This window comes from Algoriphagus sp. CAU 1675 (genome assembly GCF_029222925.1).
Classification (GTDB): Bacteria; Bacteroidota; Bacteroidia; order Cytophagales; family Cyclobacteriaceae; genus Algoriphagus.
Window position 1 is genome coordinate 328,520 of record NZ_JARHUI010000002.1, and the last position, 19,289, is coordinate 347,808.

A 19,289-nucleotide genomic window follows, 5' to 3' on the forward strand; every position below is an offset into this window, starting at 1 on the left:
TAAAATAGACTGGAATTAACAGCTATCACCTGCCATGAAAAAGCACGAAAAATTGGGTGAGCTTTCAGCTACTGCAATATGTGGCAATGACATTAGCTCTTCCGTTTTATATGTTTCAGCATTAGCCATAGCCTTTGCCGGACAGTATGCCTGGATCACCTTGTTGATAGTTTCTTTTGTTCTATTCCTCTTTAGAAAAATCTATGGAGAGGTAGTCGGAGCCTTACCATTGAATGGTGGGGCTTACAATGCCCTGCTGAACACTACCAGTAAATCAACAGCTTCCCTCGCAGCAACTTTGACTCTACTTTCCTATATGGCCACAGCGGTTATATCGGCAAATGAAGGAATCCATTACCTTCACCATATTGTCCCATCCATGCCCATTATCCCGGCTACGGTTCTACTTCTGTCCATTTTTGCTTTACTGGTAATTGGAGGAATATCCGAATCGGCCAAGGTCGCCATAGGAATTTTCCTGTTTCACCTTGGCTCATTAGTCATTCTCAGTGGCTTCATCATTTTCTACCTCTTCCAAAATGGTGTGGGAACCTTTTTTGATAACTGGAACCTTCCACTCCAGGATGGGGAAGGCATCAGCAAGGCCATCTTTTTAGGATTTGCTGCTTCCATGTTGGGGGTCTCTGGATTTGAAAGCTCGGCAAACTTTGTAGAGGAACAACAAAGAGGGGTATTTCCAAAGACTCTTCGCAACATGTGGGCGATTGTCAGTGTGATCAATCCCCTAATGGCCGTTTTCGCTCTGGCTCTTTTTGCGATTCCTCTTCTTCAAAGTGATGAATTCCAAAACACCTTACTGACAGAAATGGCTCAGCATGTAGGAGGCCAAGGGGTGGCCGTTCTGATTGCCGTGGATGCATTTTTAGTCTTGAGTGGTGCCGTTTTGACCTCCTTTGTAGGTGTAACCGGTTTACTTGAAAGAATGGCTCTGGACCGCATCATGCCCCCCTTCTTTCTTCAAAAGAACAAAAGAGGTAGTTCTTACCGCATCATTTTGATGTTTTTGATTCTCTCTGTTTCTGTTTTGCTGATAACTAAAGGGAATGTAAAACTTCTTGCAGGGGTATATACCATTTCCTTTTTATCGGTAATGGCCCTGTTTGGGATCGGCAACATTCTACTTAAAACCTACCGAAAAAAACTTCCAAGACCAGAAATCGCACCTTTTATGGGTGTTCTTTTGGCGATTGCAGCGGTACTCATTGCTTTGACCGGAAACATCCTTATGCCAGCCAAGGAAGGATTACCAAGTAACATTACGGTGTTTTTGTATTACTTCATCCCTGCTACACTTTTTGTGGTGGTGATGCTCAACAGAACCTCCTTACTAAAGTTTGTCTTAAATACCATTGAGTATTTATTTGGCCCAATCCGAAGATTTGTAGCCCGAATTGACCGAAACATTCACCGAACCATTGACCATATCAACAACCAGGAATTTGTCTTTTTTACCAAGGGGGATGACATTGCCACACTCAATAAGGTAATGCTTTATGTTTCTAAAAATGAGCATACCAAAAAAATGAAAATCGCCACTGTTTTGGACAAAGGGCAAAAACTCCCGGAAAACTTAAAACAAGAAATTTCATTTCTAGATCGGGAATACCCCGAAATTTCCATAGAATTTGTGGAAATCAATGGGACATTTACCCCTGAACTCATCCAAGAACTCTCAGAAAAGTGGAGCATCCCTGTCAATTTCATGTTTATCGGTTCGCCTGGAAATAAATTCCCATACCGAATTGAGGAACTAGGGGGTGTAAGACTAATCATATGACGGGTCCTTACCACACCCTATTGATTCTAAATGAGATAATACAACAATCACCTACCTATTAAACAGTTACATCCTGGGGAAAATCAATTCCAGTTATTTTTTACCAGAAAGAAGAGATAAACTTTCCATCCCAATTTTCTACCGCACCCGAAAAATCCATTTGTATTTAAGTTGGGATTTCCCCAGCATTGGCAAATTTATTTCCACTTGACCCTTTAAATCTATTTTCACCCCCCAAGAACCTATGACTAAACCTTCTTTACTGGGAACTGCTTTAAGCTTTTCCCTACTTTTGGGCTTTTTTGCCTGTAAAAGCACCGATGATCCTACCGTCAAACCTGAGGACAACCGATTCACAAAAGTCGTCTTAACGGAAGGAATGGACGAGCCCATGGAAATGACTTTTCTTCCCGGAAACCGGGTGCTTTTTGTAGAGCGAAAAGGCGGAGTAAAAATCCTGGATGAAAACACGAGAGAGGTAACACTTGTTGCCACCATTCCTGTCAATACCAAATACACCAATAAAGCCGGAGTTACCCGCGAGGCAGAAGAAGGCCTGATGGGCGTAATCGCTCACCCTGACTACGCCAAAAACAACTGGATCTACATGTACTACGCAGATCCTACAGACACGAAACATGTGTTGGCCAGATGGGAACTCAGGGGGAATGAACTGATTGAATCCTCCAAAAAAATTGTACTTGAAATCCCTACCCAAAGGGAAGAATGCTGCCACACGGGAGGCGGGATGGTTTTTGATGCCGAAGGTAATCTTTACCTGACTGTTGGAAATAACACCGTAAATCCCCGTGTTGGGTCTTCCAACTTGGACGATAGACCTGGCTTCGAAAACAACGATGACCAGCGTGCTCCCGGAAACACCAATGACCTGAGAGGGAAAATCCTGAGAATCCATCCAGAAGATGACGGAACTTACACCATTCCAGAAGGAAACCTTTTCCCGGTAGGCACAGAAAAAACCAGACCTGAAATCTACACTATGGGGCACAGGAATCCCTGGAGACCAACCTTGGATAGCGAAACTGGATACCTCTACTGGGGTGAGGTAGGACCAGATGCCTCGGTCGATTCTATCTGGGGTCCAAAAGGCTATGATGAATTTAATCAGGCAAAAGGCCCCGGATTCTTTGGTTGGCCCTATTTCATCGGGGATAATTTTCCTTACAACAAGCACGACTTCGACGCGGGCACATATGGTGAGCCATTCGATGTCAACCACCCGGTAAATGAATCCAGAAACAACACTGGACTTAGAGAGTTGCCGACACCGGTAATACCTGCCATGATTTACTACCCATATGGAACATCTGAGGTTTTCCCTCAACTGGGTAGCTCAGGAAGAAGTGCGACCGGCGGCCCGGTATTCAGAAAAGCAGATTTCAAAAAAGACGCTCCTTTTGTATTTCCTGCTTATTATGAAGGAAAATGGCTGATCGTAGACTTCATGAGAGGTTGGATTTTCGCAGTTTCCATGGATGAAAACGGGGATTATGCGGGAATGGAACGATTCATTCCCAATGAGACCTTTAGCTCAGCAATTGACATGGATTTTGGACCGGATGGTGCCTTATATATTTTGGAATATGGTTCTGCATGGTTCAGAGGAAATGCCAATTCACGTTTGATCAAAATCGAGTACAACTCAGGTAACCGAAAGCCAAATGTGGCTGCATCCTCAGACAAAACTTCTGGAGCCATTCCTTTGACCGTTGCATTCAGTTCAGAAGGAACCAACGATTACGACGATTATGATCAGGGGAAACTGGATTATTCTTGGGCAATTACTAATGGCTCAGGATTCAGCCAAACACTAACTGAAGCAAACCCAAGCTTTACTTTCAATGAAGCGGGAACCTATCAGGTAACCCTTACTGTCACAGATACAAAAGGTGAAACCAACAGTAGCAGCTTGGAAATCAATGCCGGAAATGAGCCTCCAAAAGTTACCATTGATTTGGGAGGAGTAAACAAATCCTTCTGGTTTGGAGAAAAAGAGCTGGCCTATTCCATCACTGTATCCGACCAGGAAGATGGAAGTACAGCCGATGGATCCATCAAACCGGAGGAAGTTGCCGTGACCTTTGATTATGTACCGGCAGGTTTTGATCCGATTGAAGTTGCTTCCAAGCAAAGCGGTGTGGAAAATGCAGCGATTCTGAATTTGGGTAAAAATCTAATCGAGGCAAGTGACTGTAAGTCCTGCCATCAATATGAAGAAAAGTCCATTGGACCAAGCTATCAGGCTGTAGCTGAGAAATATCCAAATTCAGAAGAAAACACCAAATACCTCATCGGTAAAATCATCAATGGGGGATCTGGTGTTTGGGGAGATCATGGTATGAGTGCGCACCCTTCCTTAAGTGAGGCTGACGCAAGACGAATGGTTGATTACATCCTTTCTATGAATGATGAGCAGGCCAATATCCCATCACTTCCTTTGAGTGGAACAGTCAACCCTGAGATTCCCGAAGGAGAAAACGGTGAAGGAAGCTTCTTGTTGAGAGCAGCTTATTCCGATAAGGGTTCAGGAGCGATGGGTTCGCTCAATGGGATAGACTTTGTAGCATTGAAATCTCCTTTTATCAATCCACAAACCTCTGTAGAAAGAAAAGGGGTACAACTTCTAACCACTCCAAGTGTAAACTTTATGATGGTTGGTGATAATTCCCAGTTTGCTCTGAAAGGCATAGATCTATCTGGGGTAGAGCAAATCGATGTTTTGAGTAGCATCACCCAGAGAAATGGAGCAATTGGTGGATCTGTAGAAATCCGCCTAGGTTCTCCTACAGGTGAGCTATTGGGCCAGTCCGAAAAAATCGGCAGAAAAGAAGGAGGAGGATTCCGACCACCACAAGGAGTAAGCATGATCGATTGGAGGAGACAAAATGCGAATCGCGCTGTGGTGAAGATCAAGCCGGCCTCAGGCCAACAGGATCTCTACTTTATCTTCAAAAATCCTGAGGCAACTAGTGATCAAATCCTGATGAGTATTTTGGAGATCGAGTTTAAAAATAAGGCCGAACAATAAATTGAACCTGCCCCCGAACTCAAGTATTCGGGGGTTTTGTTTATCCCAATTCACCCTATTTTGTAAATTGACACCTGACTAAAATAATCTGCCGATTACCCAATTTTCAATATCAATCAACCCAGAAAAAATGAATCGATTTACTTTAAACACCCTCTATTTAAGTCTAATTTCCCTCTTGATAGTTTCCTGTCAATCCAAGAACAAGGAGGAAAACAGCTCTGAACCCGAAGCAATTCAAGACAATCAATTGTCTGATTCCGAAAAAGGAGAAGGCTGGAAACTCTTGTTTGACGGAACCACATTGGAAGGATGGCATGTGTATAACCAAGGTGAGGCCCCTTCTGCTTGGGAGGTATTCAATGGGGAATTAAGATGCAATCCCGAAAGGACTTCCGACCCGGCAGATTTACTCACCGACAATCAATATGAAAACTTTGATTTCAGATTTGAATGGAAGATTGAGGAAGAAGGAAACAGCGGTGTGTTTATTAATGTGATTGAAAAGCCGGAAATCATGTTTGCATGGAATACCGGTCCAGAATATCAATTATTATCAAATTCACATTTTGAGGTAGACGTCCCTGTTAAAAAATCAGGATGCCTTTATGGATTCTATGGACAAAAAAATCCTGCAGAAACCAAATCTTCAGAGGAATGGAACCAATCCAGGATTCTTCAAGTAGACGGTAAAACCCAATTTTACCTAAATGGGGTCCTGACTGTTGAAGTAGATTTTAATTCTCAGGCTTGGTCGGACACAGTTGCCAATTCCAATTTCAGCAAATACCCTGATTTTGGCAAATCAACGAAAGGACATATCGCCTTACAGGATTGGGCAAAAGGGATTTCATTTAAAAATTTGAAAATAAAGGAACTATAAAATCATTCTTCCCTCCTATTTAAAAAGGGCATCCAGATTTGGATGCCCTTTCTTTTTTAGAGGTTGATGTACTGTTAATTCAAACTTGGAGAGAAAAAATCGAAAAATCCACCCCACCCTTGTTAATAAAACCGTAAAATTTCGACCTAACCAAATTTCCTCCTGCACATTACCCGTTTTCAGGATAGAAACTTCCACTAAAAACCTTATATTTTTCTGCGAATATCAATAAACCCCAACCCGATTACCCATCGGACAAAACCAAAATCTCACCTTCGCCTATGGCAGCAGGCCAACCGAATCAGATCAAGCGGAAATATGTTTTTAGACCCAGCCTGACTTTTGGCTTACTTCTGACAACCCAGTCCCTGCTTTTCGCCCAAAGCCTAGGTAATGAAACTTCTTCATTCTGGTTATGGGACTTATTGGGCAGGCTTCATCCCATGGCCGTGCATTTCCCAATTGGCTTATTGATTTTTGCAGCATTTTTGGAATTCCACACGCTTCGAAACTTCAATCACCCGCTTCGCCATGGCATCCGATTGCTCACACTCTTTGGTGGATTGGCAGCAATTCTATCAGCAGGTTTCGGGGTCTTATTAGCTTGGACCGAAGACATGGGAGGAGAAACCCTCGATCTGCATAGGTCTTTAGGATTTATCTCGGCAGCCCTGGGAATTGCCTTGCTTTTCTCTCTTCGAAAAGTTTCTGGACCCAACCCGAAACCCATTTCCATTAAACTATTTAGGAGTTTGTTACTGATTTCCGGTTTGGGAGTAGGTCTGGCCGGGCATTATGGAGCCTCCCTTACTCACGGAGAGAATTATTTATCAGAAACCCTACCCTGGAATCAGGAAACTGAAGCCCCGGAATCCTTAACGGTCAATTTAGCGTCTTTTTCCGCTTCCTTAAGTCCTGAACAAGAATTCCAACTCGCTACCAATGTCCGCTCTGTTTTTGCACACAATTGCTACAAATGTCACTCAGGAGCAAAAATTGAAGGGGATTTGCGACTGGACGAAAAAGAATTTGTCTTCGCAGGTGGAGAAAACGGCCCCATAATTTTCCCTGGAGATCCATCCAAAAGTGAGCTGATCCGAAGAATTTCACTTTCCAAAAACCATCGGGATGTCATGCCTTCCAAAGGGAAATTATTGAGAAATGAGGAAATAGAACTCTTGAAACTCTGGGTGGAAAAAGGCGCTCCCTGGCCGGATGGAGTCAATCAGCAATCCGTGTACAGAGTCGCTGAATTAGCTCCAAGAAACCCTGCCCTTCCTTTATCCCAATCTGGACTGGAAAACCCAATAGACCTTTGGGTTGACAACTATTTCCAGAAAGAAGGATTGGATTGGTCGGCACCTGTTGATGACCGGGTTTTTATGAGGAGGGTCTACTTGGACATCATTGGCTTTCTGCCCAAACCGGAGGAACTTGAAGCCTTCCAACTGGATGAAAATCCAAACAAGCGGAAGAACATAATCGAAAATCTGCTTCAACGACAAGATGATTTTGCCCAACACTGGCTAACATTTTGGAACGATGCTTTGAGAAATGATTACACGGGAACGGGGTACATTACCAACGGCCGCTTTGCAATTACAGACTGGCTGTACCAATCCATCCGGGAAAATAAACCCTATGACCAGTTTGTCAAGGAGCTCCTGAACCCCAATGAAAAATCAAAAGGATTTATCGAGGGAATCCGCTGGAGAGGAACTGTCAATGCCAGCCAAAGGACCGAAATGCAGGCAGCGCAAAATGTAGGACAGGTTATTCTCGGACTCAACCTAAAGTGTGCCTCCTGCCATGACAGCTTTATCAGCGATTGGAAACTGGAAGAAGCCTATGCCTTTGCCAATATTTTTGCGGACTCCACGCTGGAGATCAGTCGCTGCGAACAACCAACCGGCCAAATGGCAAAGACCAAGATTCTCTGGGAGGAACTGGGAGAAATAGACAGTGCCGCCTCCAAAGCCGAAAAGCTTCAGCAACTGGCAGAAAAACTCGTTCAACCAGCCAATGGAAGATTGTACCGGACCCTAGTCAACAGAATCTGGAAGCAATTGATGGGAAGAGGGATTGTAGAACCGGTAGATGAAATGGACAATCTCCCCTGGAGTCAGGACTTATTGGACTGGTTGGCTGTGGACTTTGTAGAAAATGGCTACGACCTCAAGCGCCTGATTTTTCAGATTACCACCTCGAGGATTTACCAAAGCCAATCCATAGGATTGAAATCTCAGGAATTGTTGACTGCTGAGGATTTTCAATTCCAGGGGATCGTTAGAAGAAGGATCACCGCAGAGCAGTTTTCCGATGCAGTCAGTGCCCTTGTCCACCCTCTTTTTGAGGAAAAAGAACAAAAATTCAAACCCAACCAATTGCTTACAGAACAGCTCCCTAGCTCTGGCTTTATTAGGGCCTCCTTGGTTGCCAACAATCCTTTCCTTACAGCACTTGGACGCCCCAACCGCGAGATCGTCTCAACTAGCAGGGATTCACAGGCAAGTTTGCTCCAGGCATTGGAGCTCAGTAACGGGGAAAGATTAAGCATTGCCCTGCAAAAAGGTGCCAAAACATGGGCATTCCAGTACGAATCCCCAAGTCAATTAACTGAGGAAATCTTCAAGAGGGCACTCTTGAGGAATCCTTCCGAAAAAGAAATGGAAGTGGCTCTGCAGACATTTGGAGAGAGAGCGGACCCTCCAGAAATTCAGGACTTACTGTGGGCAATCCTTCTCCTTCCAGAATTTCAAATGATTTACTGATTTAATGCTATGCTGCTAAAAACAACAATAAATCGCCGGGATTTCATAAAAAGAACCAGCGCAGCTGCAATCTCCACCATGGGATTGGGGGCGCCATTGGCCGGTTTACTATCTTCCTGCGGTTCCGGTACGCTTCCCTCCACAGCCGATTCAGTAATCCTCCTGTTTATGGCCGGCGGCATGGCACATACCGAAACCTTTGACCCAAAAAAATTCACACCTTTCCGAAAAGGAATGGAGGCAAAAGAAGTGCTCAGCACATTTCCTTCTATTCCCACCAAACTGGATGGCATTCACTTTTCTGAAGGACTGGAAAACATAGCTTCAGTTATGGACAAAGGCACTTTGATCAGATCCTACATTGCAGCTGACCTTGGGCATATTTTACACACCAGACATCAATATCATTTCCATACCTGCTACGAACCCCCTCAATCCGTCATGGTTCCCCACCTTGGAAGTTGGATCGCAAAGGAAAAAGGAGCTCTTAATCCGGTAATCCCCCCTTTTATCAATATAGGACAGCGGTTCACAGTAGGAGAAGGAGAAGAGTTAAAGGCTTTTCATAGTGCGGGTTTTCTGGGATCTGAATATGGACCCTTCCTCATCCCAGACCCATCAGCAGGACTGGACGCTGTAAGACCTCCAATTGGGATGGATTCCAAACGATTTGAATCCCGAAACCAATTATACAAGGATTTGATTTCCGCAGGCCCCATGGGGGAATTCGGTTCGGATTATCAGAAAGAATCCCTGAGCAGGTCTATGGAACAAGCCTATATGCTCCTCAATTCTCCGGAAGCCAAGGCCTTTGATTTGAGTCAGGAACCGAAGGAGAGCTATGACAAATACAATACAGGAAAATTTGGTCTGGGTTGCTTACTTGCCAAGCGTCTGATCGAGCAAGGTGCCCGATACATTACTGTGACTACGGAGTACGAACCTTTTTTTGGCTGGGATACCCATGACAATGGACACACCCGCCTCAAGGACATGAAAAAACTCATTGACTCTCCTATCGCCCAACTGATCAAGGACCTGGATCAAAGCGGAAGGCTGGAACGAACTCTGGTCATTGTAGCCAGCGAATTCAGCAGGGACATGCTGACTGAAGGCAGACCTGACCTGAAAGTAAAAGATCAAGTCGAAGTACCGGACATCATCGAGGATATGAAAAATTACGGAATGCATAGGCATTTCACAGACGGATGTTCAGTACTGATGTTTGGAGGAGGGATCCGGCGTGGACATGTATTTGGAAAAACAGCAGATGAACGTCCCTGCAAAACCATTGAAAATCCTATAAAAATCGACAGCATCCACCAGACCATCTACCATGCCCTGGGAATTCCAGCTGATCTCAAGTATGAAATAGAAAAGCGTCCTTTTTATACCACCCCGGATGGACATGGACGTGTGGAGCACGGACTTTTAGCCTAGAAATCAAAAGAAAAGAAGAGGATTTTCAAGCTTATTGAAATCTTAAGCAGATTTTAAGAATTTTCTAAAACCCCCAAAAAGGCACTTTTCGTATAAGTTTTTAGAAAATCAAAGCTCATGTTTCCCTACAATTTAAAAAAGGGGATATCTTGTTATTTAAATTTTTTATTAAAGTATGTTTTTTTGAATGCTTTATTTTAAATAACATTAAAAATACAATGTAACCTTATTCGTATTTTTTTACGTTAACTCAAACAAAAACAGGTTCTTTAAAATAAGTTTTAAAAATTGGCGCGATTTTCGTTTTAGTATGCATGCAGCCTTTTTAGAAAAACCTGCATCTCTTAATAGAGAAGGGTTCGACAAAAGGAGGCAAAATGAAAACCAACCAACCACAAAAAATGAATATCCACTTCTAAACCACAAAACTATGAACAAGCAACATTTCAATCGATGGGCTTTTGCCCTGGTAGCAGGAATACTCCTGTTGACTGGTTTGGGGGCTCAAAAAGCAAAAGCTGAAAGCTATAACGGCTATATAGGTGTTTCCTTTCAGGTATTCTATGATGAATTGATGCCCTACGGGGACTGGGTAAGAGACGCAAGATATGGATATATCTGGCTTCCTGCCGTAGGACCTGACTTCCATCCTTATGGATCAAATGGACACTGGGCCATGACCGAATACGGTAATACTTGGGTATCTTATTACGATTGGGGCTGGGCTCCTTTCCATTACGGAAGATGGTATTTCGATGACTACTACCAAAGCTGGGCCTGGATTCCTGGATACGACTGGGGACCTGCCTGGGTAAGCTGGAGAAGTGGCGGAGGATACTATGGATGGGCTCCTTTGGGACCGACTGTTTCCGTAAATGTTCGAATAGGAATCCCAAGTTTCCATTGGGTATTTCTTCCCCAGGTTAGGATCTATGACCGATATGCCTACCGTCATTATGCACCTTACAGAAATCGGGTGAAGATCATCAACAGAACGACCATCATCAACAACACTGTAGTGTATAATAACAACACTTACATCAGTGGTCCTAACAGAAGAGAGATCGAACGCGTGACTCGAAGAGCAGTTCCTGTGTACCAGCTTCGCGCAAGTAACAGACCAGGAAGAGCCGCTATGAGCAGAAACGCTGTAGACATGTATCGTCCGGAAATAAATGCATCCAGAGGAAGAACCGCAGATGCCAGACCTTCTAGAGTGGTTGAACCAAATCAGGCTAGATCCAACCGGTCAACTTATGCGACCCCTTCTTCTAGAAATGCAAACCAGGGCTCCAGAACTCAGACTAGATCTGCCACTCCTTCTAGTAGAGGAAATCAGGGAGGTTCAAGAGTCAACTCTGCTCCTTCCAGATCCTCAAATTCAGGAGTAAGATCTGCCAACCCTTCAAGCGGGAGAGGCTCTGAATTCCAGACCAAGCCCTATCAGGACAACAGAAGCAGAACTTCTGCCCCAAGTCAAAGCAGACAGAGATCAGTAGGAACCCAGTCCAGTCCTTCCAGACAGAACAACGTTCGTACCGCTCCTAGCCAGCAAAGACAAAGCAACGTAAGAACTGCCCCTAGTCAGCAGAGACAAAGCAACGTAAGAACTGCCCCTAGTCAGCAGAGACAGAGTAATGTGAGGACTGCTCCTTCTCGTTCAAACTCCCAGGTTCGCTCTTCAAGCAGAACCCAAACTTCAAGACCAGCGGTAAAACAATCCGCCCCTAGCAGACAGAGTGGAGCGAGAGTTTCGAGTCAAAGTTCAAGAAGCAGCGCCCCTAAAGTGAGCAGAACAAGCCCTAGCAGAAGCAGCTCCTCTACAGGAAGCAGAAGTTCAAGAGGAAACAACAGAGGTAATTAATCTGAATTCTAAACCAACTTAAAAGCATAACCAAAATACTGGTTATGCTTTTTTTGTTTCTGGATGTGGATCTTATTCGTTGGCATTACCTCATTTTTCCTAACTTATTAACCTGAAAAAAACCACGAACCCTATGAAGCGATTTATAGCCATTTGCTTATTTATTTTACAATCTTCAGCTTTTGCCCAAACAAGCTTTGATTCAAGTCTTCCCATCAAATACCGAAACATTGGGCCATTCCGAGGTGGAAGGTCTGTGACAGCCACCGGAGTGATGAATGACCCCCTTACCTATTACTTCGGTACTACGGGAGGCGGACTTTGGAAAACCACCGATGCAGGGCAGCATTGGAACAATATTTCCGACGGATTTTTTAAAACAGGTTCTGTGGGAGCCGTAGCCGCATCCGAATCCAACCCCAATATCCTCTACGTGGGTATGGGAGAGCATCCCCCACGCGGAGTGATGAGTTCCTATGGGGATGGAGTCTATAAATCCACCGATGCTGGCAAAACCTGGAAGAAAATAGGCCTGGAGAAAACCCAGCATATCTCAAGAATCCAGATCCACCCTAGCAATCCGGACATCGTCTATGTCGCTGCACAGGGAACCCTGTATTCTCCAAATGAAGAACGAGGCATCTACAAATCCACTGATGGAGGTCTGACTTGGGAGAAAGTCCTTTTTGTAGACAACATGACCGGAGCCGTGGAATTATCCATGGACATGAACTTTCCGGAAATCCTCTATGCCGCCATGTGGGAGCATCAGCGTTTCCCTTGGCAGGTCAAATCTGGAGGCCCGGGATCGAATCTCTACAAATCAACCGATTCAGGAAAGACCTGGAAAAAACTCGAAAATGGACTTCCTGCCGAGAAAGGGAAAATGGCCATTTCAGTCTCAAGAGCCAATTCGAACAAGGTTTATGCCTTGATAGAAAGTGACACCTACAAGGATTTGGGAGGCCTCTTTGTATCCAACGATGGAGGAGAAAACTGGACCTTGGTGAATAAGGACAATCGATTGACGCAAAGAGCCTGGTATTACATCGAGGTATTTGCTGATCCTCAAAATGAAAACAAGGTCTATGTGCAGAGCGCTCCCATGTTGGTATCCATTGATGGAGGAAAGAACTTTGAGAGCATCGATGGTGCACATGGAGATTACCACGATCTCTGGATCAATCCCAACAATCCGAACAACCTGATCCTTGCTGATGACGGTGGTGGATCCATTTCTTTCAACGGTGGTAAAACCTGGTCCACCCAAAACAACATGCCTACCTCCCAATTCTACCGGATCAATGTAGACAATCAATTCCCTTACCGAATCTATGGTGGACAGCAGGACAATACTTCCGTGGTGATTTCCAGCTTGGCTTTGGGACGTGGAAACATTACCCAGGAACACTGGAATTACTCCGCAGGTGGGGAATCTGCCTTTCTGGCCTTCGATCCGGATGATCCAAGATATGTGCTTGGAGGCAGCTACCAAGGCACGATTGAAGTTTTGGACATGCAGACTCAGGGCTCAACCAATATCATGGCGGCTCCCATCCAGTATCTTGGGATGGACGCCAAGGACATGAAATACCGCTTCAACTGGAATGCACCTATCATTTGGTCCCAGCATGAACCGAACACCTTTTACCACGGGGCACAAGTCCTGCTCAAAACCCAGGATTGGGGAAAAACCTGGACAGAGGTTTCTCCTGATCTGACCAGAAACGAAAAAGAAAAGCAGGGAAAAGCTGGGGTTCCATTTACCAATGAAGCTGTGGGAGCGGAAAACTACGGAACACTGGCTTATGTGATAGAATCTCCGCATGAAGCCGGAGTGATCTGGACCGGATCTGATGATGGATTGGTGCAACTGACCCGGGATTTTGGCAAGACCTGGATCAATGTCACTCCAAAGGGCCTACAGGAATGTCTGGTTAATGCCATTGAGGTTTCTCCTCACGATCCTGCCACAGCTTATATCGCTACCACCCGTTACAAGTTCAACGACCATACTCCGGGCATCTACAAAACCACCGACTACGGAAAGACCTGGACCAATATCTCCAAGGGAATTCCTTATGGAGCCTTTACCCGGGTAGTGCGGGAAGACACCGAGAAAAAGGGGCTGCTCTTTGCAGGAACTGAGTTGGGCATGTACATCTCCAAGGACGGCGGTGCCAACTGGACTCCTTTTCAACTCAACTTACCGATCACACCTATTACGGATCTCAAAGTGGCCCACAATGACCTGATCGTGGCAACCTCTGGCCGCTCCTATTGGATTCTGGATGAACTGAATGTAGTCAGAGAACTTCAACCCAAGGTTGAAAACATCACGCTCTACACTCCGGAAGACGCACTTTTGGGCAACTGGTATTCTTCCATGAACGGAGGAAATCTGGACGACTTTACAGGAATGAGTTCCGATGGAGGATTGAACCCTGCCAATGGAATGGTCATTTACTATCACCTGCCGGAAAATATCAGCGATTCCACCGAGCTGACCTTGGAATTCTTGGACGCCAATGGCAATCTGGTAAGAAAGCTATCTTCCAAAAAAGATCCCGAATCCAAAACCTGGGCAGGAGGTCCTCCAGCTGCAGCTACAATTTCTGCACGAAAAGGCCTGAACCGATTTGTCTGGGATTTGCGCTACCCTACCCTGCCGGGAATTCCAGGAGTCTATATAGAATCCAGTTACCGAGGTCACAAGGCCATCCCGGGAACCTATACCGTGAAGCTAAGCGGAGGGGGAATCAGCACGGAAGCAAAAGCGGAAATCAAGGACATCCCTGCCTATAAGCTAACTCAAGCCGATTATCAGGCCTATCATGAGTGGATGAGCCAATTGGAATCCGAGGTGATAACCATGCATACGATGGTCAATACCGCCAAGGACTATCAGGATCAATTGGCAGGTCTCTTGAAAAAACTGGAAGGAAATGAAGCCCTTCAAGGCCTCAAAAGCGAGGGAGAAAAGCTGATCAAAGAACTCAAGGCTTGGGATGAAAACATGGTCCAGAGAAGATCCACAGCTTATGATGATGTAGAAAACTTCCCCAATAAATTCAGCGCCAACTTTATGTTTATGATGAACCATGGAGAAAGCTCCATTCCTAGAGTCAACGAAGGTACCAAAGCCGAATATGCACGGTTAATGGAAGAGTGGGAACCGCTAAAAGCCGAAGGTGATCGATTGATCCAAACTGCTATTCCAGCCTTTAATAAGCTGGCAAATGAAGCTGGAGTTGGGGTATTGTTTGTGAAGTGATTGGATGAATTGACCAATTGTAAATTGGTAAGGATATATGGGTGGGATTGCAAATCCCACCCAGCGTTCAACTGAACTTCAAAAGTGCTTAGGAAATACTTTACCTAGTGGAGTATTGTTTGTGAACTGATATTTCCAATTACAAATTGGTAGGGATATACGGGTGGAATTTCCAATTCCACCCGGCTTTCAACTGAACTTCAAAAGCGCTATGAAGAATTTACGCCTAGAGAGGTGAAAAGCTTCAACCAAATTTAACATATGTTATAATGGAAGGTAAAAAAAGAAAATTTAAATAGAAAATTAAACTATTAAATTAAAGAATCAAATTATAAATTTTTATTAAGATAAAAGGACAGGCGATGATAACTAATATAGAATTTTTAGGAAATGACACAAATGGACTTAAGCGATATTCAATTAAGGTAAGTATTGATAAAGACCTTGATTTGGTAGAGAAATTGACAGGTAAAATCTCTTTTTCAAAAATTCTAGAAATTAGTTTTCACAATCTCGCTTGGAATAACACCTTAAACTTAAGGTCCAATTTTCAAATAGAAATTCCAATTATTGAATTTTCAAAACTAATTCACGATGACACCGAATCCTTTGAGGTAGAAAAAATTTCTTCAAATAGTTTAAAAGGATTAGAAGAGGAACTTGAATTAAAAGTTTTAAAATCGCAATTAAAATGGAATAAAGACTTTATTCTTTATTGTCTTATAAATTTATTTCCAGACTTGAATGAAACAATTAATTTCAATGAGCTAGATAAATATTACTTAAATAATAACAAATACAATAAAGATTATTCCCCAAAAAATCTTAGACCTATTCTTGCTCAAGAAAAACCTAACATAGATTTACTAAAAGAAATTCTTTCTAATCTCGAGATCATTAAATCATTAGAATTCAAACCTCATAATTTTAAAGAAGAAGAATTCATCGGTGAAAAACCTAAAAAAAGCTTTCTAAATAAATTAACAGGTCAATATAAAATTGATCTTAAAAAATATGAGGATTTAAAGAAAAATCATCTCCAAAATCAGCAAGCAAAGAAAGAAGTAAAACTTCAAAAAATAAAGAAATATAAAACTCTGACTAACGAATTTGCAAATGATTACATTGAACTTATCAAGGATAAGATAGAATCAATCCATAGCAAAAGAAATCAGAGTGAAGAGAATTTTGAATCAAAAATTAAAAATTTATTAGACCAAAATATAATAAATTCATATTACAAATTTAAATACGAATTATTTTTAAAAAATGATTCCCTATTATTAGAATTTTTTCTCCCTTCATTTGAGGACTTTTTAGACTCAAGAAATGTAAAAACAACAAAAACTGGAATTAAAAATTCAGAAAAAGAATATAAAGAAATCTGTATTTCGATAATTTTCGGATTAGCTGATTTTATATTCAAAAATGACAATGAGAAAAAGATTAAGCAATTATATTTTAATTGCTTCATTTCATTCATAGACAAATCAATAGGCAAACTAAAAGAAAATTGCATAATTTCTATATCTTTTTCTAGGGATGAGTTTTATGGAATAGATCTAAATCATATTGACCTATCTGAAGCATTTAAGAAGTTTAATGGTCTTGCAGCTTCAAATATTTCAGAAAGTATTTCGGTAAGGCCGATAATGACTATAAATAGAGAGGATAAAAGATTTGTTGAAAATAAGGATATTATTCAGTCCATTGATGAAAGAACAAATTTAGCAATAATGGACTGGGAAGATTTCGAGCATCTAATTAGAGATTTATTTGAGAAAGAGTTCAGTTCATCAGGAGGCGAAGTAAAAATTACTCAATCTAGTAGAGATGGAGGGATTGATGCTATTGCCTTTGACCCCGACCCAATTCGAGGAGGGAAAATTGTTATTCAGTCCAAAAGATATACAAATGTTGTTGGAGTCTCTGCCGTTCGAGACCTTTATGGAACAATGATTAATGAAGGAGCAAATAAAGGTATTCTAGTGACTACTTCCCACTTTGGTAGTGATGCGTATCAATTTTCAAAAAATAAACCCCTAAGCTTAATTGATGGAGACAATCTTTTACAGCTATTGATAAAACATAATTTTAAAGCAAAAATTGATATTAAAGAAGCAAGGGAAATAAGGAAAAACGGTTAACATAAGAAGTTTCAAATAAATAATTTTTAAAAATGGATTTTTGCCAATCACTTATAAGCAACTCTAATATAATAACAACTTGGATTCAATCCTTTGCTGCTTTGGCAAGTGTTACACTACTCTTTAAGGGGTATTTAATCGCTAAAAATTTTCGCAACGAACATAAGGAGAAAATAAGAATCGAAAGAGAGCATCGATTTGCAGAAAAGATTCTTGAATTGATGAAAAAAATTGATTTAGAGATGAACTCATTATTTGACACTAAAATTCTAGAAACTCAAGAAGGAAGGCATGAAGTTCAAAGAATTAATCAATTAACTGATCCCTGTACTTTGCAAGGAATTACAAAAATTCGATATTACTATCTTAGGCATATTGCCGTTAAACTAAACAAACCACATAAATGGCCATTAATACTTTCAATATTTAGAGAAATGGAGCTATTTATTGAATACTTTGAAAGTAAATCCATGTCAGAAAGTAAGGTTAGAATGATATTTGCCTGTAAGGCAATTATCGAATGGATTGAAGACACTTTTCTCATATTAGCAAATGAAAAATTTGGAACGTTAGACGAATATTTACAACATTTTGAGATAAACATTATACATAATTTTCCAGATACTATGTTGGTTAAAAGTCCCTTCATAGATAGGTACCAAAAATATAGAGATAAATTAACCAAAGAGGTTTTTAACATTTTAAAAGGAAATAAAAGATAAGAAGCATACTCCCCTACTCCTTCTTATCAGACCTTTCAAAAAGCCATAGAGCACGATAATCCCGAGATATGTGCAAACACGATGATCACCTTAATTAAAATCTGCACTTATCTACTAAGTCAACAAATCAAAAAACTAGAAATAGAGTTTGTGAAAGAGGGTGGATTGAGAGAGCGAATGACTAGAGCAAGAATTGAGGAAAGAAAAAAGAATCGATAGTTTTTTAGGACAAGTGAGAAATTTGGAACTCAGGCCCAAGTGTCACAAATGTCCCAAAAAAGCTACTAATTACATCAAAAAGTAGTAACACAATATTGTAATTAGGCATTTCTACTCCCTTCTGGGAGTAGAATCATGGTTAGAACTAGGCGTAGTTTGCAACTACGCCTTCCTATCCAAACGAATTTGTAATTCGCAAAACCTTCCAAACCCAGTCTTTCCCAAAAATGACCCCCGACTCCCTCACTAACTTCCTTTATCTGGCAGATACTTTACCCAAAAAGTATCCTGAGTTTTATGCCCGTTTGGAAAAGGAATTAAAGGAGCAGAAAGTTGATTTTGACTTTTTACCCGGCACCAAAGATGTCTGGGCGGTAGATTATATGCCGATTCAGGTTGGGGACCGATTTATTCAGTTTCGATACGATCCGGGCTATCTCAAACCCCAAACTTTCCACAAAACCATCTCCGACGTGGATGCGATTTGTGCCGCTTTGGGAATCGAAACCGTGAAACCGGATATTGTACTGGATGGAGGAAACTTGGTTCGCTCTCAGCATCAGGCCATTTTGACCAACCGGGTTTTTCAGGACAATCCGGATTGGGATCGCAAGAAATTGCTTTTCCAAATTCAAGACCTTTTGGAGCTGGACCGGATTATCCTGATTCCTGAGCAGCCCGGGGATTATACCGGACATGCGGACGGGATGGTTCGGTTTATCGACGAGCATACCCTTCTAGCCAATGACTTTTCCCGGGAGGAGAAAGAGTTCTACGAAGCCTTTGAAATTGCCCTGCACAATACCGGATTGGAGGTGGTTTACCTTCCCTACAATGTCTACCAAAACCCCAATAACAACTACGCCAATGGAGATTACATCAATTACCTCCAGATGCGACAGGGGATTTTCGTACCTACCTTCGGACTTCCGGAAGATGAAAAAGCAATTCAGGTTATCGAGACTTGCTTCCCAGACCAAAAAATAATTCCCATCGAATCCAACGACCTCGCAAAGGACGGAGGGATATTGAATTGCATCAGCTGGAATATTTTTAAATAGGGATTTCTCTTTCCATCCCCCCAACCCATATTCTAACTATTGGCTGTTAGTTTAAAATTGT

At 42.3% G+C, this 19,289-nt stretch carries 11 protein-coding genes; all 11 read left to right on the plus strand.

The annotated features are described in order from the left end of the window. Nucleotides 1-34 precede the first annotated feature (34 nt). The 11 genes from P2G54_RS05425 (at nt 35) to P2G54_RS05475 (ending at nt 19,228) form a co-directional block, all read left to right on the plus strand. Nucleotides 35-1,798 carry an APC family permease gene (locus P2G54_RS05425; protein WP_275868988.1) on the plus strand — a complete coding sequence of 588 codons (1,764 nt, stop codon included), beginning with the start codon at nt 35-37 and terminating at the stop codon, nt 1,796-1,798. A gap of 244 nt (nt 1,799-2,042) precedes the next feature. Further along, nucleotides 2,043-4,847, plus strand: a complete 2,805-nt coding sequence (locus P2G54_RS05430; protein ID WP_275868990.1) for a PQQ-dependent sugar dehydrogenase — start codon at nt 2,043-2,045, stop codon at nt 4,845-4,847. Nucleotides 4,848-4,977: 130 nt separating this feature from the next. Then, nucleotides 4,978-5,730, plus strand: a complete 753-nt coding sequence (locus P2G54_RS05435; protein ID WP_275868992.1) for a DUF1080 domain-containing protein — start codon at nt 4,978-4,980, stop codon at nt 5,728-5,730. 443 nt (nt 5,731-6,173) lie between these two features. Beyond that, a complete protein-coding gene (locus P2G54_RS05440; protein WP_275869654.1) occupies nt 6,174-8,501 on the plus strand; it encodes a DUF1549 domain-containing protein in 2,328 nt (775 codons plus the stop codon). Between the two features lie 9 nt (nt 8,502-8,510). Beyond that, entirely contained in the window at nt 8,511-9,941 is a 1,431-nt protein-coding gene (locus P2G54_RS05445) for a DUF1501 domain-containing protein (RefSeq protein WP_275868994.1), read from the plus strand. Between the two features lie 430 nt (nt 9,942-10,371). Beyond that, entirely contained in the window at nt 10,372-11,805 is a 1,434-nt protein-coding gene (locus P2G54_RS05450) for a DUF6600 domain-containing protein (protein ID WP_275868996.1), read from the plus strand. 133 nt (nt 11,806-11,938) lie between these two features. Continuing rightward, complete coding sequence (locus tag P2G54_RS05455) at nt 11,939-15,079, plus strand: glycosyl hydrolase (RefSeq protein ID WP_275868999.1); 3,141 nt, start codon at nt 11,939-11,941, stop codon at nt 15,077-15,079. Nucleotides 15,080-15,441: 362 nt separating this feature from the next. Further along, complete coding sequence (locus P2G54_RS05460) at nt 15,442-17,226, plus strand: restriction endonuclease (protein ID WP_275869001.1); 1,785 nt, start codon at nt 15,442-15,444, stop codon at nt 17,224-17,226. 32 nt (nt 17,227-17,258) lie between these two features. Continuing rightward, a complete protein-coding gene (locus P2G54_RS05465) occupies nt 17,259-17,948 on the plus strand; it encodes a hypothetical protein (RefSeq protein ID WP_275869003.1) in 690 nt (229 codons plus the stop codon). A gap of 66 nt (nt 17,949-18,014) precedes the next feature. Then, the gene (locus tag P2G54_RS05470) at nt 18,015-18,167 is read left to right on the plus strand and encodes a four helix bundle suffix domain-containing protein (RefSeq protein WP_275869656.1); all 153 of its coding nucleotides are present in this window, start codon (nt 18,015-18,017) and stop codon (nt 18,165-18,167) included. A gap of 227 nt (nt 18,168-18,394) precedes the next feature. Then, a complete protein-coding gene (locus tag P2G54_RS05475) occupies nt 18,395-19,228 on the plus strand; it encodes an agmatine deiminase family protein (RefSeq protein ID WP_275869005.1) in 834 nt (277 codons plus the stop codon). The last annotated feature ends 61 nt before the right edge of the window (nt 19,229-19,289 follow it).